This is a genomic window from Pseudomonas sp. LB-090624, assembly GCF_003205205.1.
Classification (GTDB): domain Bacteria; phylum Pseudomonadota; class Gammaproteobacteria; order Pseudomonadales; family Pseudomonadaceae; genus Aquipseudomonas.
This window is the reverse complement of record NZ_QJRL01000015.1, coordinates 73,808-91,951: the sequence shown is the minus strand read 5'-3', so window position 1 is coordinate 91,951 and position 18,144 is coordinate 73,808. Positions and strand designations below refer to the sequence as shown.

14 protein-coding genes and 2 pseudogenes are annotated in these 18,144 nt (G+C 65.1%); 9 read left to right on the top strand and 7 right to left on the bottom strand.

Annotated features, from left to right (window positions below):
* Window positions 1-25 precede the first annotated feature (25 nt).
* Window positions 26-334, bottom strand: coding sequence for a hypothetical protein (locus DMX11_RS15720; RefSeq protein ID WP_110745330.1), 309 nt, complete (start codon window positions 332-334; stop codon window positions 26-28).
* A 113-nt stretch (window positions 335-447) separates the two neighbouring features.
* Entirely contained in the window at window positions 448-1,743 is a 1,296-nt protein-coding gene (locus DMX11_RS15715; protein WP_110745329.1) for an MFS transporter, read from the bottom strand.
* A gap of 415 nt (window positions 1,744-2,158) precedes the next feature.
* Between DMX11_RS15715 and DMX11_RS15710 the strand changes: the two genes are divergently transcribed.
* Complete coding sequence (locus DMX11_RS15710; protein ID WP_110745328.1) at window positions 2,159-3,034, top strand: AEC family transporter; 876 nt, start codon at window positions 2,159-2,161, stop codon at window positions 3,032-3,034.
* Window positions 3,035-3,070: 36 nt separating this feature from the next.
* Here the strand turns inward: DMX11_RS15710 and DMX11_RS15705 are convergent, their stop codons facing one another.
* On the bottom strand, window positions 3,071-3,673 hold the full coding sequence (locus DMX11_RS15705; protein ID WP_110745327.1) for a hypothetical protein: 603 nt from the start codon (window positions 3,671-3,673) through the stop codon (window positions 3,071-3,073).
* 95 nt (window positions 3,674-3,768) lie between these two features.
* The gene (locus tag DMX11_RS15700; protein WP_110745326.1) at window positions 3,769-4,902 is read right to left on the bottom strand and encodes an HlyD family secretion protein; all 1,134 of its coding nucleotides are present in this window, start codon (window positions 4,900-4,902) and stop codon (window positions 3,769-3,771) included.
* Window positions 4,903-4,952: 50 nt separating this feature from the next.
* On the opposite strand from DMX11_RS15700, the pseudogene DMX11_RS26485 reads away from it, so the two are divergent.
* Window positions 4,953-5,120: pseudogene (locus DMX11_RS26485) on the top strand (hypothetical protein); the annotation flags it as partial.
* Between the two features lie 186 nt (window positions 5,121-5,306).
* Here DMX11_RS26485 and DMX11_RS15695 read toward each other — a convergent pair.
* A pseudogene (locus tag DMX11_RS15695) lies at window positions 5,307-6,548 on the bottom strand (MFS transporter); the annotation flags it as partial.
* A gap of 84 nt (window positions 6,549-6,632) precedes the next feature.
* Window positions 6,633-9,149 carry an excinuclease ABC subunit UvrA gene (locus DMX11_RS15690; protein ID WP_110745324.1) on the bottom strand — a complete coding sequence of 839 codons (2,517 nt, stop codon included), beginning with the start codon at window positions 9,147-9,149 and terminating at the stop codon, window positions 6,633-6,635.
* 210 nt (window positions 9,150-9,359) lie between these two features.
* Here DMX11_RS15690 and DMX11_RS15685 point away from each other — a divergent pair, with 210 nt between their 5' ends.
* The 4 genes from DMX11_RS15685 (at window position 9,360) to DMX11_RS15670 (ending at window position 14,218) form a co-directional block, all read left to right on the top strand.
* Complete coding sequence (locus DMX11_RS15685; protein WP_110745323.1) at window positions 9,360-10,535, top strand: M20 aminoacylase family protein; 1,176 nt, start codon at window positions 9,360-9,362, stop codon at window positions 10,533-10,535.
* A gap of 82 nt (window positions 10,536-10,617) precedes the next feature.
* Window positions 10,618-11,928: a citrate-proton symporter gene (locus DMX11_RS15680; RefSeq protein WP_110745322.1), complete on the top strand. Its 1,311-nt coding sequence runs from the start codon at window positions 10,618-10,620 to the stop codon at window positions 11,926-11,928.
* Window positions 11,925-13,382 carry an amidase gene (locus DMX11_RS15675; RefSeq protein ID WP_110745321.1) on the top strand — a complete coding sequence of 486 codons (1,458 nt, stop codon included), beginning with the start codon at window positions 11,925-11,927 and terminating at the stop codon, window positions 13,380-13,382. The genes DMX11_RS15680 and DMX11_RS15675 overlap by 4 nt, the downstream gene beginning before the upstream one ends.
* 65 nt (window positions 13,383-13,447) lie before the next feature.
* A complete protein-coding gene (locus DMX11_RS15670) occupies window positions 13,448-14,218 on the top strand; it encodes an IclR family transcriptional regulator (RefSeq protein ID WP_110745320.1) in 771 nt (256 codons plus the stop codon).
* A gap of 4 nt (window positions 14,219-14,222) precedes the next feature.
* Here the strand turns inward: DMX11_RS15670 and DMX11_RS15665 are convergent, their stop codons facing one another.
* Window positions 14,223-15,095, bottom strand: a complete 873-nt coding sequence (locus tag DMX11_RS15665) for a helix-turn-helix domain-containing protein (protein ID WP_110745319.1) — start codon at window positions 15,093-15,095, stop codon at window positions 14,223-14,225.
* A gap of 177 nt (window positions 15,096-15,272) precedes the next feature.
* On the opposite strand from DMX11_RS15665, the gene DMX11_RS15660 reads away from it, so the two are divergent.
* The 3 genes from DMX11_RS15660 to DMX11_RS15650 are packed head-to-tail and all read left to right on the top strand — an operon-like array spanning window position 15,273 to window position 18,144.
* On the top strand, window positions 15,273-16,100 hold the full coding sequence (locus tag DMX11_RS15660) for an SDR family NAD(P)-dependent oxidoreductase (protein WP_110745318.1): 828 nt from the start codon (window positions 15,273-15,275) through the stop codon (window positions 16,098-16,100).
* A complete protein-coding gene (locus tag DMX11_RS15655; RefSeq protein WP_110745317.1) occupies window positions 16,097-17,815 on the top strand; it encodes an FAD-dependent oxidoreductase in 1,719 nt (572 codons plus the stop codon). Before DMX11_RS15660 ends, DMX11_RS15655 begins: the two co-directional genes overlap by 4 nt.
* Entirely contained in the window at window positions 17,815-18,144 is a 330-nt protein-coding gene (locus DMX11_RS15650; protein WP_110745316.1) for an NIPSNAP family protein, read from the top strand. Before DMX11_RS15655 ends, DMX11_RS15650 begins: the two co-directional genes overlap by 1 nt.

Sequence of the window (18,144 nt, the reverse complement as noted above, 5' to 3'; positions counted from 1 at the left end):
GACCGCAGTGTAGCCCAGGCCCGCTTCAGTGGCTGTCCTGATCCTCGGCGGTGCCGCCAGTGTGCCCGGCGCCGGAACCGGTGGCTTCGCCGGTGCTGTTGGAGCCCCCGCTGGCGCCATCGGCGGCATCGGTGCTACTACCGGTATCACTCGCGTCGTTGCTTTTGCCGCTGCCGGGGCTGTTGACGCTGCTGCCTTCACCGGCGGTCTTGCCCCCGGACTGGTCGGTTTGCGGGCGGCTATCAGTGTTGGTGTCGGTAGCGGCAAAACTGGTGCCGGTGAGGGAGGCCAAGGCCAGGGCCAGGGCCAGCGAGAGCGGACGAATGCGGATCATGGGGTGGCTCCTTTGCGGATGATCTGTCATTCGTTTGGCTAGGGGCTGCTGGCGGGGTGCGTTCCAGGCGACGAGTGGTCGTTTGGCCCAGGGCCGCACAGCGGCCCCCTGGCTCAGTGGGTTTCGCTGCGTGAGGCCTGCAATGGCTCGGCTGGCTCCAGCGGCGGATGCTCCTGCGCCGCATGCATCAGGTCTTCGGTCACCCGCAACTCGGCGCCGGTGGGCGAGAAGGTGGTCGAAGCGGTGAACGGCGCCGGGTGCTCTGCCGCCGGGCGTTTGCCGCGGCGCCACATGAAGAAGCACACCATGGCCAGGTTGACCACGGCAAACGCCCAGAACAGCCCAGCCTCGCCAAACTCGGTCATCATTGGCGAGATGGCGACCGGTGCCATGGCCGAGCCCAGCGAGTTGATCAGCAGCAGGCCCTGGATCATCGGCACCAGGGCATCGGACGGCGCCCGGTCGGCTGCATGGCTGACCGCTACCGGGTACAGGGTGAACACACCGCCCCCCAGCAGGAACAGCGTGGCCGGCAGCAGGAACGAGTCCGATGGCAGGAATACCGTTACGAGCGACAGCACAACGCACAACGCAGCAAGGGCGAGCAGCACATCCAGGCGGTCCTTGCGGTCGGACCAGCGTCCGACCGGGTATTGCAGCAGCATCGCGCCAAGGATCACCCAGGCCATCATGTTGCCGACCTCACCCACCTCCAGGCCGATACGTTGCAGGTACAGCGGCAGCAGGGCATAGATGCCGGCAATGGCCACGCCGGAACCGAAGCAGCCGACCAGGCCTGAAGGGGCCACGCCCAACAACTGGCGGGGTTTGAGGGGTTCGACCTGGTCGAGCAAAGGAGACACCCGCGGCAGGATCACGATGGGCAGCACTGACAGCGCAGCAAGCACGCCGGCCAGCATGAAGGGGGCGGTGTCACCCAGCTGGGTGATTTCGCCCAGGCCAGCCTGGGCGATCACCCCTGCGCCATAAAAGGCGATCATGTACAGCGCGAGCAAGCGGCCGCGGATTTTTGCGTCACCGGCCAGCAGCAGCCAGCTTTCGATCACCAGGAACACGCCCACCGCGGCCCAGCCGTTGATCAGGCGCAGCACCGACCACCAGGTCACGTCATAGAACAACCCTTGCAGCAGGATAGTCACGGCGATCAGCGAGGCGAAGCTGGTGTAGGCGCGGATGTGGCCGATGCGCAGGATCAGCCGGTCGTTGAAGATGGCGCCGAGGGTCAGGCCGATGAAGTAGGTCGACGACACGATCCCGATAGTGGTGGCAGACTCACCGGCAGCGCCCAGGCGCAGGGTGGTCAGCGAAGACATGAAGCCGTTGCCCAAGGCGATGATGAACAGCCCGAGCAGGGGCGCCAGCGCCATGGCCAGCAAACGCGGAGACATAGGTACCTCTGGTTGGAAGAGCGGAATGAGCGCCTTCTCGGACGCGCACACGGGCTCACCCCGACAAGGGGCGAGCAGCTGCACGGATGCGACCTGGGCAAGACTCAACCGCTGGGCCCTTGGGAAATGGGCCGGGCGGGGAGGGTTGAGCCTATTTCACATGTGCGTTCATGTGTTCAGGCACGGACTCTGTCGTTGCTGCCGGTTGCCACCGTTCAAGGCGACGGGCGAAAAGGAAGCGCGATTCTACGGGCTTGCAAGCGTTTGCCCAAGGGGCCTGGGTATGCGACGAGACGCCGCAGTCTGGGAGAGACATGCAGGTGTCCTGCGCAGACATCCTGCGGCCGGTTCGGGTTGTGCAGGCGCGGCCTTGGGATGCTGCATAATGCAGGCCCTACCCGAAGGAAGGCATTCCATGTTCGCGTCGCTGTTCGCAGTCCTGGCCCCGGTGTTCATTGTCGCCGGCATCGGCTATGCCTGGGCCCGCAAGGGCCTGGCCTACCCCACCGACTTCATCGCCCGGCTGGTGATGACGGTCGGCACCCCGTCGTTGGTGCTGTCCACCCTGAGCCGCACCGAACTGGACCCGAATGCCTTTACCAGCATGGCCATTGCCTGCCTGCTGTGCACCTTGGGCATGGCCCTGGCCGCGTTGCTGGTGTGCCGTGCCTCAGGCATGCACTGGCGGGTGCTGCTGCCGGCCTTCATGTTCCCCAACACCGGCAACATGGGCCTGCCGATCAGCCTGTACGCCTTCGGTGAACACGGCCTGGCGCTGGCCGTAGCCTTCTTCCTGACGTTGTCGATCGTACAGTTCACCCTTGGCATGGCCATTTCCGGCACAGCCGCTTCGCTCAAGGCATTGCTGCACAACCCCATCGTGATCAGCCTGGCCGGCGCCATGCCGATCATTTTCCTGGGTTTCGAGCCCCCGCGCTGGTTGGCCAACACGGCGGACTTGCTGGGCGGTATGACGATCCCGCTGATGCTGCTGACACTGGGGGTGTCGCTGGCCAGCATTCGTCTGCGCCATGTCGGCAGCGGCATGCTGCTGGGCGGGTTGCGTATCGGGCTGGGGGCTGCGGTGGGCTGGGCGGTGGGCGCGGCACTGGGCATGGACGGCCTTGAGCGTGCAGTGCTGGTGGTGCAATCGGCGATGCCGGTAGCTGTCTTCAACTACCTGATGGCGGTGCGCGCCAACCGTGAACCGGAGCAGGTGGCGAACCTGGTGATGTGCTCGACGGTGCTGTCATTTGCCTGGTTGCCGGTGGTCCTGGCCTGGTGGATGTAGGCCTGTACCGACGCTAGTGCCGGTACAGGCTTCGGGCTACTGGGCCAGCAACTGGTCATCTACCCAGCCTTGGCCGGTCAGCACCAGGGTTCGGGTTTCCTTTAGCGGGGCAGCATTGCTGGCCACCGCCTGGCCCAAGCCGGGGATGCTGGCCTTCACCTGATCATTGGCGGCCCACGCCGGCAACTCGATGATCTTGTAGGCATAGGTCACATTCGACAGCTTCTGCCCGGTTGCCTCGCTCGGCTCACTGAACTGCTCGATCGCCGTCACTTGCGCCTTGCCGAAACACAGCCCGGCGCCCGCCTTGTAGTATTTGCGGCCTTCATCGGTCAGGTCGTAGGCGTAGTAGATATCCGTGCGTGCCGGCGACCACAGGCGGGCCGGTATTTCGGTGCGCGAAATTTCCTTCTCGCTGACCACGCCTACCTGCGCCAGGGCGTGCAACGCCTTGTTGGTGCCGTGCACGTCGAAGTCCTGGGTCTTGGTAGGGAACGAGCTGATGACGAAACAGTGTGGGTACCGAGTATCCAGGGAGGCCTGGGCAGCCTTGTGGAAACTGGCCTTGATGGTGTCCTGGCTGTCGGAGCAACCGGCCAGTGTTGCCAGCAGTGCCAGTGGCACGATCTTCCTGTACATGGTGAAACTTCCTTGGCGACGGATCGTGCGCGATTAAAACCCACGGGTTAGAGCGGCGCAATCGTGGCACGACGGCATCCCTGCCGGGGGTTACATCACTGTTCGCCCCGGGTATCGATACTGACCACCACCGACATCCCTGGGCGCAGATGCCTGGCAGTCGGCTGGTCGGCATCCACCGTGATGCGCACCGGTATGCGCTGGGCGATCTTGACGAAGTTGCCAGTGGCGTTGTCCGCCTGCAGCAAGGCGAATTCAGAGCCGGTGGCCGGCGAAATCTGCTGCACATGGCCTCGAAGCTTCAGGTGGTTCAGCGCGTCTACGGTAAAGCTCACGGGCTGGCCGATACGCACATTGGCCATCTGGGTTTCCTTCATGTTGGCAATCACCCAAAGGGTGTCGGGCACAAGCGCCATGAGCTGCGCGCCGGAGTTGACATAAGCACCCAGGCGGGTGCCGATCTGCCCCAGCTGGCCATCGCGCGGGGCCGTGACGCGGGTGTTGTCGAGGTCGATGCGTGCCAGCTCCACGGCGGCCTTGGCGTTCTCCACCGAGGCCTCGAGTGCGGCCCGGTTGACCACCACGGTCTCACGGTCCTGGCGGGCGATTTCCAGCGCCGCCCTGGCCTGGGCCAGGCTGGCGACGGCAGCGGCCTCACTGGCACGGGCCAGGTCCAGGTCGCGGCGCGACACCGAGCCATCGTTGACCAGCGCCTGGTTGCGGCCGAGGTCAGCCTTGGCCTTGGCCGCCTGGGCCGCAGCATCGCCGATGGCGGCCTGGCGCTGGGCAATGGTCGCTTCGGCGCTGTTGCGCTGTTGCTGGTTGTTGGCCAGGGCCGCCAACTGCTGTTGCAGCTGGGCGCTGGCCTGGGCAAGGCGTTGCCTGTAGATACGGTCATCCAGTTGCACCAGCAAGTCGCCGGCCTTGACGAACTGGAAGTCATGCACCGGTACATCGACGACGTAGCCACTGAGCTGCGGGCCGATGATGGTCACCTGGCCCCGCACCAGGGCGTTCTCGGTGCTTTCGATGGCGCTGCTGAACGGCGGCAGGCGCCAGGCATACAGCACCAGCAGGATGCCGGCCAAGGCCACGGCGGCAAAGCTGATGGATGACAGGATGCGCACCCGCCGCGTGCGTACCGGGCTGGTTGGTTCACTGGGCGGTGTGACGCCCTCCGGGGTTTCAGCGATGGCGGTGGTGGTCGTGGTGCGGGTGTTGTCGGTCATCGGGTGGGCGCGCCGGGGGTAGAGTCGGTAAGGGTGGCCTGACGTTTCACATGCCAGAGCCAGGTGCTGCGGATACAGATCCAGATCATGGTCAGGATAGCGATGCTGCCAATCAGCACGAACACATCGTTGTAGGCCATGACGTTCGCTTCACGGGTAGCAGCGCTGGCCAGGAGGCGCATGCCGGCTTCACTGCGCAAGGCAGGGTCGGCAATGATGCCGCCGTAACCGGCACCCCCGCTTTGAACGCGGGCATTGACCAGGGGTTCCAGGTAGCTGAGGCGATCCATCAGGTGGCTGGAGTGAAACTTTTCCCGCCAGGTCTGGAAGGTGCCCAGCAACGCCGCACCAATCAGGCCGCCGAGGTTGTTGCAGATGCCGAACAACACCGAAAAACTGACCAGGTTGCGCGGGTTGGCGCGCACATGGCTGATGCCCAGGGCCATCGACGGGCCGAGGAAGAAGGTGCTGCCGAAGGCCAGCAGGAACTGGCTCAAGTACATCTGAGCCGGGCGTGTGAGGTTGCTGGAACTGCTGTCCATGAAGGCGCCGGCGGCCATCGCCAATAGCGAGACGAACAGCGGGATCACCAAATGGTTGGGGTTGATGGTGAGGGCGCTGCTGGCCAGGCCTGCGACAGCGCCCAACAGCATGATCCAGTACAGCGTGCGCATCTGCTCGCTACCCATGTTCAGCGCCTGCAGGAAACCGACCGCGCCGGTGGACTGTTCCGAGGTCACCATGCGGATCAGCACCACGCACAGGGCCAGGCGTATGATGGCGCCACTGCCCAGCCAGTGGGTCATCAACAAGGGGTTGCGGCGATTGTGCTCGATGGCCAGGCCGCTGAAGACCAGCGCGATCGACGCCGCCAGTGCCACGCCGATCCACGGCGCCTCCAGCCACCAGTCGATGCGCCCCAGCGACAGCACGGCGCAGAGCAGTGCGGTACCGCTGGCGATCAAGGTGAAGGTCAGGAAGTCGAGGGGTTCGAATGTTTTAAAACGGTCACCGGGCGGCAATTTCAGCAGCAGTACGCAACCCAGTGCGGTGAGTGCCAGGCCCAGCTCGAACAGGTACAACCCGCGCCATTCGGCGATTTGCAGAAGGTCTTCAGAAAAGATCCGGGCCAGCGGTAGCGCCAGCTGCGAGGCGCCCAGGCCCAGTACCATGGCCTTGAGCCGCCACTGCGCCGGGAAGGCCTGAATCATGTAATACAGCCCCAGCGAGCTGAGCGCCGCGCCGACCATGCCGTGGGCCGCGCGAACGGCGATGGCAGAGTTCAGGTCGTTGACCAGCAGGTGGGCGAAGGTGACCAGCACGTACAGCACCAGAAAAACTTCGGTGAAGGCACGCAGGCCAAACTGTTGGCGGAACTTCACCAACAGCAGGTTGATGGAGACGTTGGTCATCACATAGGCGGCCGGCAGCCAGGCCATTTCCGCGGTGGTTGCACCCAGGGCGCCTTGCAGGAACACCAGGTTGGCGGTGACCAGCGCGTTGCCCAGGCCACCGGTGATTGCCACCAGCAGGCCGACCACCCCGTAGGCCAGGCGTTTGGCTGGCGAATGCAGGGGCGTGGAAGGGGAGCCTGGCAGGCTGGGCTTTTCGTGGGGGAGCCACTGGCGGGGGGCGTATTTATCCATCGGCAGACTTTACTTTAGCGACGCTTGGTGCTGCTAGTTGCGTCCTTTGGTTTTTGTGCTGAGGTCGAGATTGGGCGCCGCCCGCTACAACGCTTTGGCCAGAAACTCGGCCGTGCGGCTTGCCCTGCACTCGGCCACCACCTGCGGGGTGCCGCTGACCACCACCTTGCCCCCGGAATCCCCAGCCCCCGGGCCAATATCGATCACCCAGTCACTCTGCGCCACCACCCGCATGTCATGTTCGACCACCACCACGCTGTGGCCCCCCTCGACCAGGTGGTTGAGCTGCACCAGCAGCCGGTCGACGTCCTGCGGGTGCAAGCCGTTGGTAGGTTCATCCAGCACATACAGCGTGGCCCCGCGGGCCGTGCGCTGCAGTTCGGTCGCCAGCTTGATGCGCTGCGCTTCGCCGCCGGACAGTTCGGTGGCAGGCTGGCCCAGGCGCAGGTAACCCAGGCCGATATCCTGCAGCACCTGCAGGCAACGCCGCACGGGAGGCTGGTCGGCAAATGCTGCCAGTGCCTGTTCGACGGTCAGCTGCAGCACTTGCGCGATGTTCATGCCCTGCCAGCTCACCGCCAGGGTTTCGGGGTTGTAGCGGGCGCCATGGCAGGTCGGGCAGGGTGCGTAGACACTGGGCATGAACAGCAACTCGACGCTGACGAAACCTTCGCCCTCGCAGTTGGCGCAACGGCCCTTGGCGACGTTGAAGGAAAATCGCCCGGCATCGAAGCCTTGCGCTTTGGCGTGTTCGGTGCCGGCGAACAGCTTGCGTACATGGTCGAACAGGCCAGTGTAGGTGGCCAGGTTGGAGCGGGGCGTGCGGCCGATCGGCTTCTGGTCGACCTGCACCAGGCGCTTGATGCTGCCAAGGCCCGCACTCACATGGCCGCTGCTGGCCTGTTCCGGTGCGTCTTCCAGGCTCTGTGCTTCGGCCTCGCTCCGTTGCTCCACATGGCCCAGGTGCGCGCCCACCAGTTCCAGCAGGGCCTGGCTCACCAGGCTGGACTTGCCCGAGCCGGAAATACCGGTAACGGCGGTAAAGCAGCCAAGCGGGAAGGCGGCGCTGACGTTGTGCAGGTTGTTGCGGGTGATGCCTTCAAGCTTCAGCCAGTCGCCGGCCTGGCGGGGCTGACGCGTGGTCCGGGCCGGCGCGCTGAACAGGTAGGCGCGAGTGCGTGACGGCTCGACCTCGGCCAGGCCGGCGGGTGGCCCGCTGTACAGAATGGTGCCGCCATGCTCACCGGCCGCTGGCCCGACATCCACCAGCCAATCAGCGCGGCGCATGGTGTCCAGGTCATGCTCCACCACATACACCGAGTTGCCAGCGTGCTTCAGGCGCTGCAGGGCTGCGAACAGTGCTTCGCTGTCGGCGGGGTGCAAACCGGCCGAAGGTTCGTCGAGCACGTAGATCACGCCGAACAGCTGTGAATTCAGCTGGGTGGCCAGGCGCAGGCGTTGCAGTTCACCAGAAGACAGGGTCGGAGTGCTGCGCTCCAAGGCCAGGTAACCCAGGCCAAGCTCGAGCAGGGTATCGATGCGTTCGAGCAACTCGTTGGCGATGCGTTGGGCTGCCAGGCGCTTTTCTACCGTCAGCGGGTCCTGTTTTCGGGTCAGGTAGTCCGCTGCCGCCACCTTGCGGAACACATCCGCCAGCGCCTGCAACGACAGCTGCGACAGCTCGGCGATGTCCAGGCCGGCGAAGGTCACGCCCAGTGCCTCGCGCTTCAGGCGCTTGCCCTGGCACAGCGGACAGGGACTGGGGCGCATGTACTGGGCCACGCGCTTGCGCATCTGCGCGCTCTGCGAGTGCATGAAGGTATGCAGCACGTAACGGCGGGCGCCCATGAACGTGCCTTGATAGCTGGGCTCCAGCTTGCGCTTGAGCGCTTCGCGGGTCTGCGCAGGGGTCAGGCCGGCATACACGGGGGCGGTGGGGGTATCTTCAGTGAACAGAATCCAGTCGCGCTGCGCCTGAGGCAGATCGCGCCAAGGCATATCGACGTCATAGCCCAGCGTGACCAGGATGTCGCGCAGGTTCTGACCTTGCCAGGCCATTGGCCACGCGGCCACTGCACGCTCACGGATGGTCAGGGACGGGTCCGGGACCATGGTCGCTTCGGTCACCTCGTAGACACGCCCCAGGCCATGGCACTGCGGGCAAGCGCCTTGGGGCGTGTTTGGAGAAAAGTCTTCGGCGTACAGCAGCGCTTGCCCTGCCGGGTAGTGGCCAGCGCGGGAATAGAGCATGCGGATCGAACTGGACAAGGTGGTCACGCTACCCACCGAGGAACGAGCACTCGGCGTGCCGCGTTGTTGCTGCAAGGCCACCGCTGGCGGCAGGCCCTCGATACTGTCCACGTCTGGTACACCCACCTGGTCAATCAGGCGCCGGGCATAGGGTGCCACCGATTCGAAATAGCGGCGCTGGGCCTCTGCGTACACCGTGGAGAAGGCCAGCGACGACTTGCCCGAGCCGGATACTCCCGTGAATACCACCAGCGCGTCGCGGGGGATATCCACATCGATGTTCCTCAGGTTGTGTTCACGGGCACCGCGCACCCGGACGAAACCGCTTGGTGTGGTTGGGCGTGTGGGCATGACGCGGTCCTTGGCTGGCTGAGCCGTCCAAGGTAGCAGTAATTGCGATGCCTGTACGGGATCGCGCCATGTTCCACAGGGTGGAACCATATTCAATTGTGCTCTTGAGCTACGCGCGCAAACCTGTGACCTGGCACGACCTGCCCGCACGCGTCGTGATCTCAAGGCGAACAACAAGACCGGGAAACCACCCGCGCGAGGAGACTTTGCATGTCCCGACACCAGCACATCCTGGCCTGGCTGAACGATGTAGCCAGCGACCTGCACACAATCCGTCACGATATCCACGCTCACCCGGAACTGGGCTTTGAAGAAAGCCGCACCTCGGCACTGGTTGCCCGGTTGCTCGAGGCGTGGGGCTACGAGGTGCACACGGGCATCGGCCAGACAGGCGTGGTCGGTGTATTGCGTAATGGCAGCAGCCAACGCCGCCTGGGCCTGCGCGCCGACATGGACGCGCTGCCCATCCACGAAGCAACGGGCGCGGCATACAGCAGCCAGCACCCAGGCTGCATGCACGCCTGCGGCCACGACGGGCACACCACCATGCTGTTGGGCGCCGCACGCTACCTGGCGGCAACTCGACAGTTCGATGGCACGCTGACGCTGATCTTTCAGCCTGCCGAGGAGGGCCAGGGCGGCGCCGAGGCGATGCTGGCCGACGGCTTGCTGGAGCGTTTCCCCTGCGATGCCCTGTTCGGCATGCACAACATGCCGGGGTTGCCGGCCGGGCATCTGGGCTTTCGCGAGGGGCCGATGATGGCGTCGCAGGACCTGCTCACCGTCACGCTCGACGGTGTTGGTGGTCATGGCTCGATGCCGCACCTGACCGTCGACCCGCTGGTGGCGGCCGCCAGTGTGGTGATGGCGCTGCAAACGGTGGTGGCCCGCAACATCGATGCACAAGAAGCTGCGGTGGTCACGGTCGGTGCGTTGCAGGCCGGCGAAGCAGCCAACGTCATTCCGCAGCAGGCGCTGCTGCGCCTGAGCCTGCGCGCGCTCAACGCCGAGGTGCGGGCGCAGACCCTGGCGCGGGTGCGGGCGATCATCGTCAGCCAGGCCGAAAGCTTTGGCTGTCGCGCCAGTATCGAACACCGCCCGGCCTATCCGGTGCTGGTCAACCATGCCGAGGAAAACGCTTTCGCCATGCAGGTAGGGGTCGAGTTGCTTGGGGCTGACGCGGTGGATGGCAACACCCGCAAGCTGATGGGCAGCGAAGACTTCGCCTGGATGCTGCAGCGCTGCCCGGGCGCCTACCTGTTCATCGGCAATGGCGTATCACGGCCGATGGTGCACAACCCGGCCTACGACTTCAACGACGACATCCTGCTGACCGGCGCCGCCTACTGGTGCGCGCTGGCAGAGCGGTGGCTCGCGCCCATCTGACCCTCTTTTTTGACGACTGCCGCTGGAACCTGGGCGCGACCGCGCCCGGGCGATCACCCAATCATTGTGTGGAGTGTTCCCTATGCAGACTTCGAGCACCGGCGTGTCGCGTACCCGGCAAGTGGTGGCCGCCGTTATCGGCAACGCCCTGGAATGGTATGACTTCATCGTGTACGGCTTTCTGGCCAGCATCATCGCCCGGCAGTTCTTCCCGTCCGACGACGAATACGCCTCGCTGCTGATGGCATTGGCCACCTTTGGCGTCGGCTTTTTCATGCGCCCAGTGGGGGGCGTGTTGCTGGGCATGTATTCCGACCGCAGAGGCCGCAAGGCTGCCATGCAGATGATCATCCGCCTGATGACCGTGTCCATCGCCATGATCGCCTTTGCCCCGGACTACCTGGCCATCGGCATGGCTGCGCCGCTGCTGATCGTAGTGGCGCGCATGCTGCAGGGCTTTGCCACCGGCGGTGAGTACGCCAGCGCCACGGCCTTTCTGGTGGAAAGTGCGCCGGCCCATCGCAAGGGTCTGTATGGCTCGTGGCAACTGGTGGGGCAATGCCTGGCGGTATTCTCCGGGGCGACGATGGTGGCGCTGGTCACCCACCTGTGCTCGCCTGAGGCGTTGGACAGCTGGGGCTGGCGCATCCCGTTCGTGCTGGGCCTGTTGATCGGCCCGGTTGGCCTCTGGATCCGCAAGCACATGGAAGACCCCGAGGAGTTCATCGAGGCGCGTCGCCAGGCCAAAGGCCAGTCACCGAGCCTGATGCAGGTGCTGCGTCAGCATCGGCGTAGCCTGCTGGTGTCGATGGGCCTGGCCTGTGGTGCGACGGTGTCGTTCTACGTGGTGCTGGTGAACATGCCGACCTTTGCCCACAAGAGCCTCGGCCTGCCGCTGGACCAGGTGCTGCTGGTACAGATGCTTGCCGTAGGGCTGATGACCATCGTCATTCCCTTGGCCGGAGCGTTGTCTGACCGTCTGGGGCGACGCCCGGTGCTGATGGCTTTCACCCTGGCGTTCTTCGTGATGGTCTACCCCCTGTATGTGTGGGTGGCCGCTGCGCCGTCCCTGGAGCGACTGCTGGTCATGCAACTGCTGCTGTGCACGGCCATCGGCGGGTTCTTCGGCCCGGCACCCACCGCCTTGGCCGAGCAGTTCCCGGTCGACGTGCGCTCTACGGGTGTTTCGGTGGCCTATAACGTGGCGGTAATGGTATTCGGCGGTTTCGCCCCGCTGATCGTTACCTGGCTGACGAAAGTGCTCGGCACCCCCGTTGCGCCATCGTTCTACGTATTGTTCGCCTGTCTTCTGACCCTGTTGGGTACCTATTGCCTGAAAGAAGCACCCCGTGCGGGCAAGCCTGCCGCCTTCAACCTTGGAGTGAAACCGTGAAGCCGCTAGCCATCGACCCCATCGTGGCCCTTGACGCCGAGGCGTTGTCCCAATCCATCCATGCCCGCCAGCTGTCGTGCCGGGAGGTGATGCAGGCCTACCTGGCGCACATCGAGCGCTGCAACCCGCAGGTCAATGCGCTGGTGTCGTTGCGCCCGGCCGAGGCGTTGCTGGCCGAGGCCGACGAGCGCGACCGCGAACTGGCCCTGGGCCATTCGCGCGGCTGGATGCATGGCATGCCACAGGCGATCAAGGACCTGGCCGCCACTGCCGGGCTGCGCACCACGATGGGGTCGCCGTTGTTTGCCGAGCAGGTTCCCGAGCATGACGCGATCAGTGTGGCGCGGGTACGGGCGAGTGGGGCGCTGATCGTGGGCAAGACCAATGTGCCCGAGTTTGGCCTGGGCTCGCAGACCTACAACACGCTGTTTGGCACTACCACCAACGCCTACGACCACCAGCGTGTGGCGGGCGGCAGCAGCGGCGGGGCGGCGGCTGCCCTGGCCATGCGGCTGCTGCCGGTAGCCGACGGCAGCGACATGATGGGGTCGCTGCGTAACCCCGCGGCGTTCAACAACGTGTTCGGCCTGCGACCTTCGCAGGGGCGGGTGCCGCACGGGCCGGCGCCGGAGCTGTTCGTGCAGCAGCTGGCCACCGAGGGCCCAATGGGCCGCAGTGTGACCGACGTGGCGCGCCTGCTGTCGATCCAGGCCGGCGTCGACGTGCGGGCGCCCTTGTCGCTCAGTGAAGGGCGGCGCGATTTTACTGCCGGGCTGCAGCGTGATTGCCGTGGCGTCCGGGTGGGCTGGCTGGGCGATTACAACGGCTACCTGCCGATGGATGACGGGGTGATGAAGCTGTGTGAGGCAGCGCTGGCCGACTTTGCCGAGCTGGGTTGCCGGGTCGAAGCCTGCCAGCCAGCATTCGACCTTGCCCGGTTGTGGCAGTGCTGGCTGACCCATCGCCATTTCCTGGTGCACGGCAACCTCGGCGCGGCGTATGCCGACCCCGAAAAACGGGCACTGCTCAAGCCCGAAGCGCAGTGGGAGGTGAAGGGCGGTTTGCAACTGAGTGCAGCGGCGCTGTACCAGGCCTCGCTGGACCGCAGCGACTGGTACCGGGCATTGGCCAAGTTGTTCGAACGTTACGATTTCCTGCTGTTGCCGTCGGCCCAGGTGTTCCCTTTCGATGCACGGCAGGCCTGGCCAACGGTGGTCGGGGGGCGGGCGATGGACACTTATCACCGCTGGATGGAGGTCGTGATCGGGCCGACCCTGGCCGGCCTGCCGAGCATCAGCGTGCCGGTTGGCTTCAATGCGGCCGGCTTGCCCATGGGCCTGCAGATCATAGGCCCGGCCCAGGCTGACCACGCCGTGTTGCAGCTGGCATTTGCCCATGAGCAGCTCACCCGCTGGGTGCCGCGCTGTCCGCCGCAAGGCCTGCAGACGCCATGAGAGCGCTATGCAGGCGCGGATCTTGCTGGCTATTCTGACCATCCCGCTACAAGGAGGTCATACCCATGGGCATCACGGCAGACAATGGCGGTGTGCGTTCGGTGGAACGGGCCCTGGCCATCGTCGACCTGCTCGGCGAACACCAGGCACTGGGCCTTGAAGAGCTGCATTACCTGACCGCGCTGCCCAAGGCCACGGTGTCACGTATGCTCGCCACTTTGCAGGAGCAAGGCTGGGTGTACCGTGGCCTGAGTGACCGGCGCTACCGGTTGAGTGCGCGTCGCCTGTATGGCGACCGCCAGCTGCGTTTCAAGCGGCGCCTCGTGGAAAGCGCCGCGCCACTGCTGCTGGAGCTGAGTGAGCGCACTGGCCTGGTGGTGGACCTGTCGTGTTTCGACGGGGAGCGGCTGGAGGTGATGGAAAGCGCCATTCCCCAGGTCTTGCGCAAGCGCTACCCGCACACCTGTCAAATCGTCGGGCACCATGCCAGCCTGTTCCATTCGGCGATGGGGCGGGCCTGCCTGGGCGAGCTGGCGGTGGATGAAGTGCAGCGCCTGGCATCCCATGCGCGGGTCGGTGACGAAACCGTGCTGCGCGATATCGAGGAGGAGGCGCACAAGGGCTTTGGCCAGCGCACTGAAGGGCATTGGGAGTACCCGGTGCGCCTGCCGCATCTGATCCGAGCCATCGCCTTGCCGGTGCATGCCGAAGGGCGCCTGGCCGGGAGCGTCGCCTTGCATTGGCCGCTGGACCAGGCACCGGTCGAGCGTGTGCTGAACCTGCACCTGAGCAGCCTGGCGAGCACCGTGGGCGAGGTGCAGCGGGCTTTGGCCTGATCATTCACTGGCCTTCCCGAAACCCGCTGGGGCTCACCCCCACCTGCTTGCGAAAGAACCGGCTGAAATAGCCCACATCGGCAAACCCAAGCTCGTGGGCAATTGCCTTCACACTCAGGCTCGAATGCCCGAGCATGCGCTTGGCCTCCAGCACCAGCCGGGCATTGATCACGGTCATTGGTGTCATGCCCAGGTGCTCCTGGCACAGCCGCCCCAGCGTAGCCAGGGTCATGCCCAGCTCTGCAGCGTACTGCGCCAGTGGCCAATGCACGCGATAGTGCATGTCGACCAGCTCACGAAACGCGGTCAACTGCTGGCTGCGTCTTGACACCGGGCGCAGCTCAGCCTGTGGCAGCTGCGGCTCATGACGCAGTACCTGAATCACCAGCGTCAGCAGCAGCGCCATGCTGCTGGCCACATGCTCGCGGGCGCGGTTGTGGTACTCCTCGCGCAGGGCACGGCACAGCGGCAGCAACGGGTCTTCGTCGGCTGGCCATCGCGGCAGGGCGATCACCTGCGGCTTGCGCAGCTGCGCCCCGAGGCTGGGTGCCAGTACCTGGGCGATGCCTTCAAGCGGGTGCTGGGCCGCCGTGATCACTTGGCCCTCGACCTGTCCAGACCAATGAAAACCATGCACCACCTGCGCCGGTACATACACCACGCAGGGCGCCTGCACCTGCAGCCGGTCACTGTCGAACAGCACCTCGCCGCCACCGCTTTGCAGGTACAGCAGTTGCAGCAGGCCGTCATGACGGTGTGCGGCAATTTCCCAGTTGTGCGCGCCAGAGCGCTTGGAAATCTGCTCCACATGCAGGGACTCGTGCCATACCGGCTGCGCGGCTTCACCGTACAGGGCGTAAGTGGGGATCTTGTTCATGTTGTTGTAATTGTTCTGTCCGCTACAGGGCCACTGTGCCATAGCGACACGCAGGGTTCAGGGTACCGGGGAGAAATTGACCGGAATGTGGTGCGGGTTGCAGGTTTTGTCCATTCTGCCGATGTGCCTGCCGGCCATAGGCTGTGGCCCAGAACAAGCGACACTCTGGAGAGCTGCATGCACAACAACAAGATTCCCTCTCAGTGGCTGGGCCTGGATTCGGCCGTCTGCGTGATTACCGGCGCGGCCGGTGGCATTGGTGCGGCGCTGGCTGCTGCGCTGGTCGAACAGCAGGCCCATGTGGTGCTGCTGGACCGCGACCTGGGCAAATGCCGCGAACTGGCGGCCACAATGGGTGAGCACAGTGCCGGCGAAATCACTGCCCTGGCCTGTGACATTGCCGACCCGGCCAGCGTGGAGCAGGCCGCCGCCCAGGTACAAGCGCTGCATGGGCGCTGCGATGTACTGGTCAACAATGCCAGCGTGCTGCGCCCCGGCGCACTGGACACGTTGAGCCTTGAACACTGGAACCAGGTGCTCGCGGTCAACCTGAGTGGCTACCTGTTATGCGCCCAGGCCTTTGGCCGCTCGATGTTGGCCCGCGGCCAAGGCCGCATGGTGCACGTGGCCTCGATTGCTGCCCATTATCCGCAGCCCAACAGCGGCGCCTACAGCGCGGCCAAAGCCGGGGTCAGCATGCTGTCACGCCAGATTGCCGTGGAATGGGGGCCGCGCGGTGTGCGCAGCAATGCGGTGTGCCCTGGGTTGATTCGCACGCCATTGTCGGCGGCGTTCTATGCCGACCCAGCGGTGGAGCGCCAGCGCAGCGCCATGACTGCCAATCAACGCATCGGCGAACCACAAGACATCGCCGAGGCTGTGCTGTTCCTGGCCAGCCGCCGCGCCGACTATATCAACGGTGCTGAGCTGACCGTGGATGGCGGGCTGGAGAGCATGCCGATGGCCCTGATCCCGCGCCCGGGTTTCGAGGGGGCAGGCCAATGAATACGCGCCATTGCGATGTGCTGGTGATAGGTGCAGGGGCCGGTGGCCTGGCGACCGCGATCACGGCGAAAAAACGTGGCCTGGAGGTGGTTGTCATCGAAAAGGACGACTGCTTCGGCGGCACCACGGCATTTTCCGGCGGCGTGCTCTGGGTGCCAGGCAACCCGTACGGCGGTAGCGACAGCCACGCGGCGGCCATGACCTACCTGCGCAACGAAGCAGGCGCGTGCTTCGATGCTGAGGGTGTCGAGGCATTCTTGCAGTACGCCCCACAAATGGTGGCGTTTTTCGAGCGCGAGACGGCCGTGAAGTTCGTGCCTACGCTATACCCCGACTATCACCCGCAGGTCGAAGGAGGCGTTGACGTTGGCCGTTCGATACTGGCCGCCCCCTATGACATTCGCGGTCTCGGCCAGGACATGGCACGCCTGCGCCCGCCGCTGAAAACCATCACCTTCATCGGCATGATGTTCAATTCCTCGAATGCCGACCTCAAGCACTTCTTCAATGCTACCCGTTCGTTGACCTCGTTCCTTTATGTAGCCAAGCGGCTGATGACTCATGTGAAGGAGCTGGCCCTGTACCGCCGTGGCACCCAGGTTACCAGCGGTAATGCCCTGGCGGCGCGGCTGGTGCGTTCGGCGCTGGACCTGGGCATACCGATCCTGACGGGTACGCCGGCGCGGCAGTTGCTGCAAGAAGGTGGCCGCGTGGTGGGTGCCTTGGCCGAGCAGGCCGGCGGCGAGCTGTGCATCCAGGCCCGGCGTGGGGTGGTGCTGGCCTGTGGTGGCTTCTCCCACGATGTGCAACGGCTGCGCCAGGCCTACCCACATGTGCGGCGTGGCGGCGAGCATTTTTCGCCGGTGCCGGCGGGCAATACCGGTGATGGTGCGCGGATGGCCGAGGCGTTGGGGGCCAGGGTCGATATCCGTCTGCAGGCACCCGCCGCGTGGATGCCCGTGTCGAAGGTGCCGGTGGCAGGCGGGCGGCATATAGCCTTTCCGCATTTGCTGGACCGTTACAAACCCGGTGTGATCGGTGTGCTGCGTTCGGGCCGGCGTTTCACCAACGAGTCGAATTCCTACCATGACGTGGGCGCAGCGCTGATCGGGGCCTGTGAAGGGCAGGCGGAAACGGCCATGTGGCTGGTGTGCGACCGCCGCACCTTGGCCAAGTACGGCCTGGGTTACGCCAAGCCTGCGCCGATGCCGCTGGGGCCATTGTTGCGCAACGGCTACCTGCTCAAGGGCAAGACCCTGGCCGAGCTGGCCGCCAAGGCCGGGATCGATGCACAAGGGTTGGAGCAGACCGTGCGCGCTTACAACCTCGGAGCAGTTCACGGTGAAGACCGCCAGTTCGGGCGGGGCAGCACTAGCTTCAACCGCTACCTGGCCGACCCGCAGCAGCAGCCGAACCCCTGCGTGGCACCGGTGGCTGAGGGGCCGTACTTTGCCGTGAAGGTGATCATGGGCGACCTTGGCACATTCGACGGGCTACGCACCAGCGTGGTTGGCGAAGTGCTGGCGGCCGACGGCCAGGCCATCGATGGCCTGTATGCCGTAGGTAATGACCGCGCCAGCATCATGGGGGGCAACTACCCCGGGGCGGGTATCACCCTGGGGCCGATCATGACCTTTGGCTACATCACCGGGCGCCACCTGGCAGGTGTCGAGCAAGGGTTGGCAGCGGTGGGCAACGCGCAGGAGGTGGCGTGATGGACAAGCCTGTGGTTGACCACCGCATCTACACCATCCGCCCGCGTGGCATGGCGGCTTTTCTCGACGCTTTCGACCAGCTGGCGCTGCCGATCCTGCTACGCCATCTCGGCCCACCACTGGGGTTCTATACCAGCAGCATCGGCCCGCTGAACCAGGTGGTGCACTTGTGGGGCTACGACAGCCTTGATGACTTTGAAAAGCGCAGTGCCGCGCGCGACGCCGACCCGGACTTTGCCGCGTACCTGCATGCCACCCGCGACCTGGTGGTGGCGCAGGAAACGCGGATCATCAGGCCTGCGCACCTGCCCAGCCTCAGCCGGTGGTGA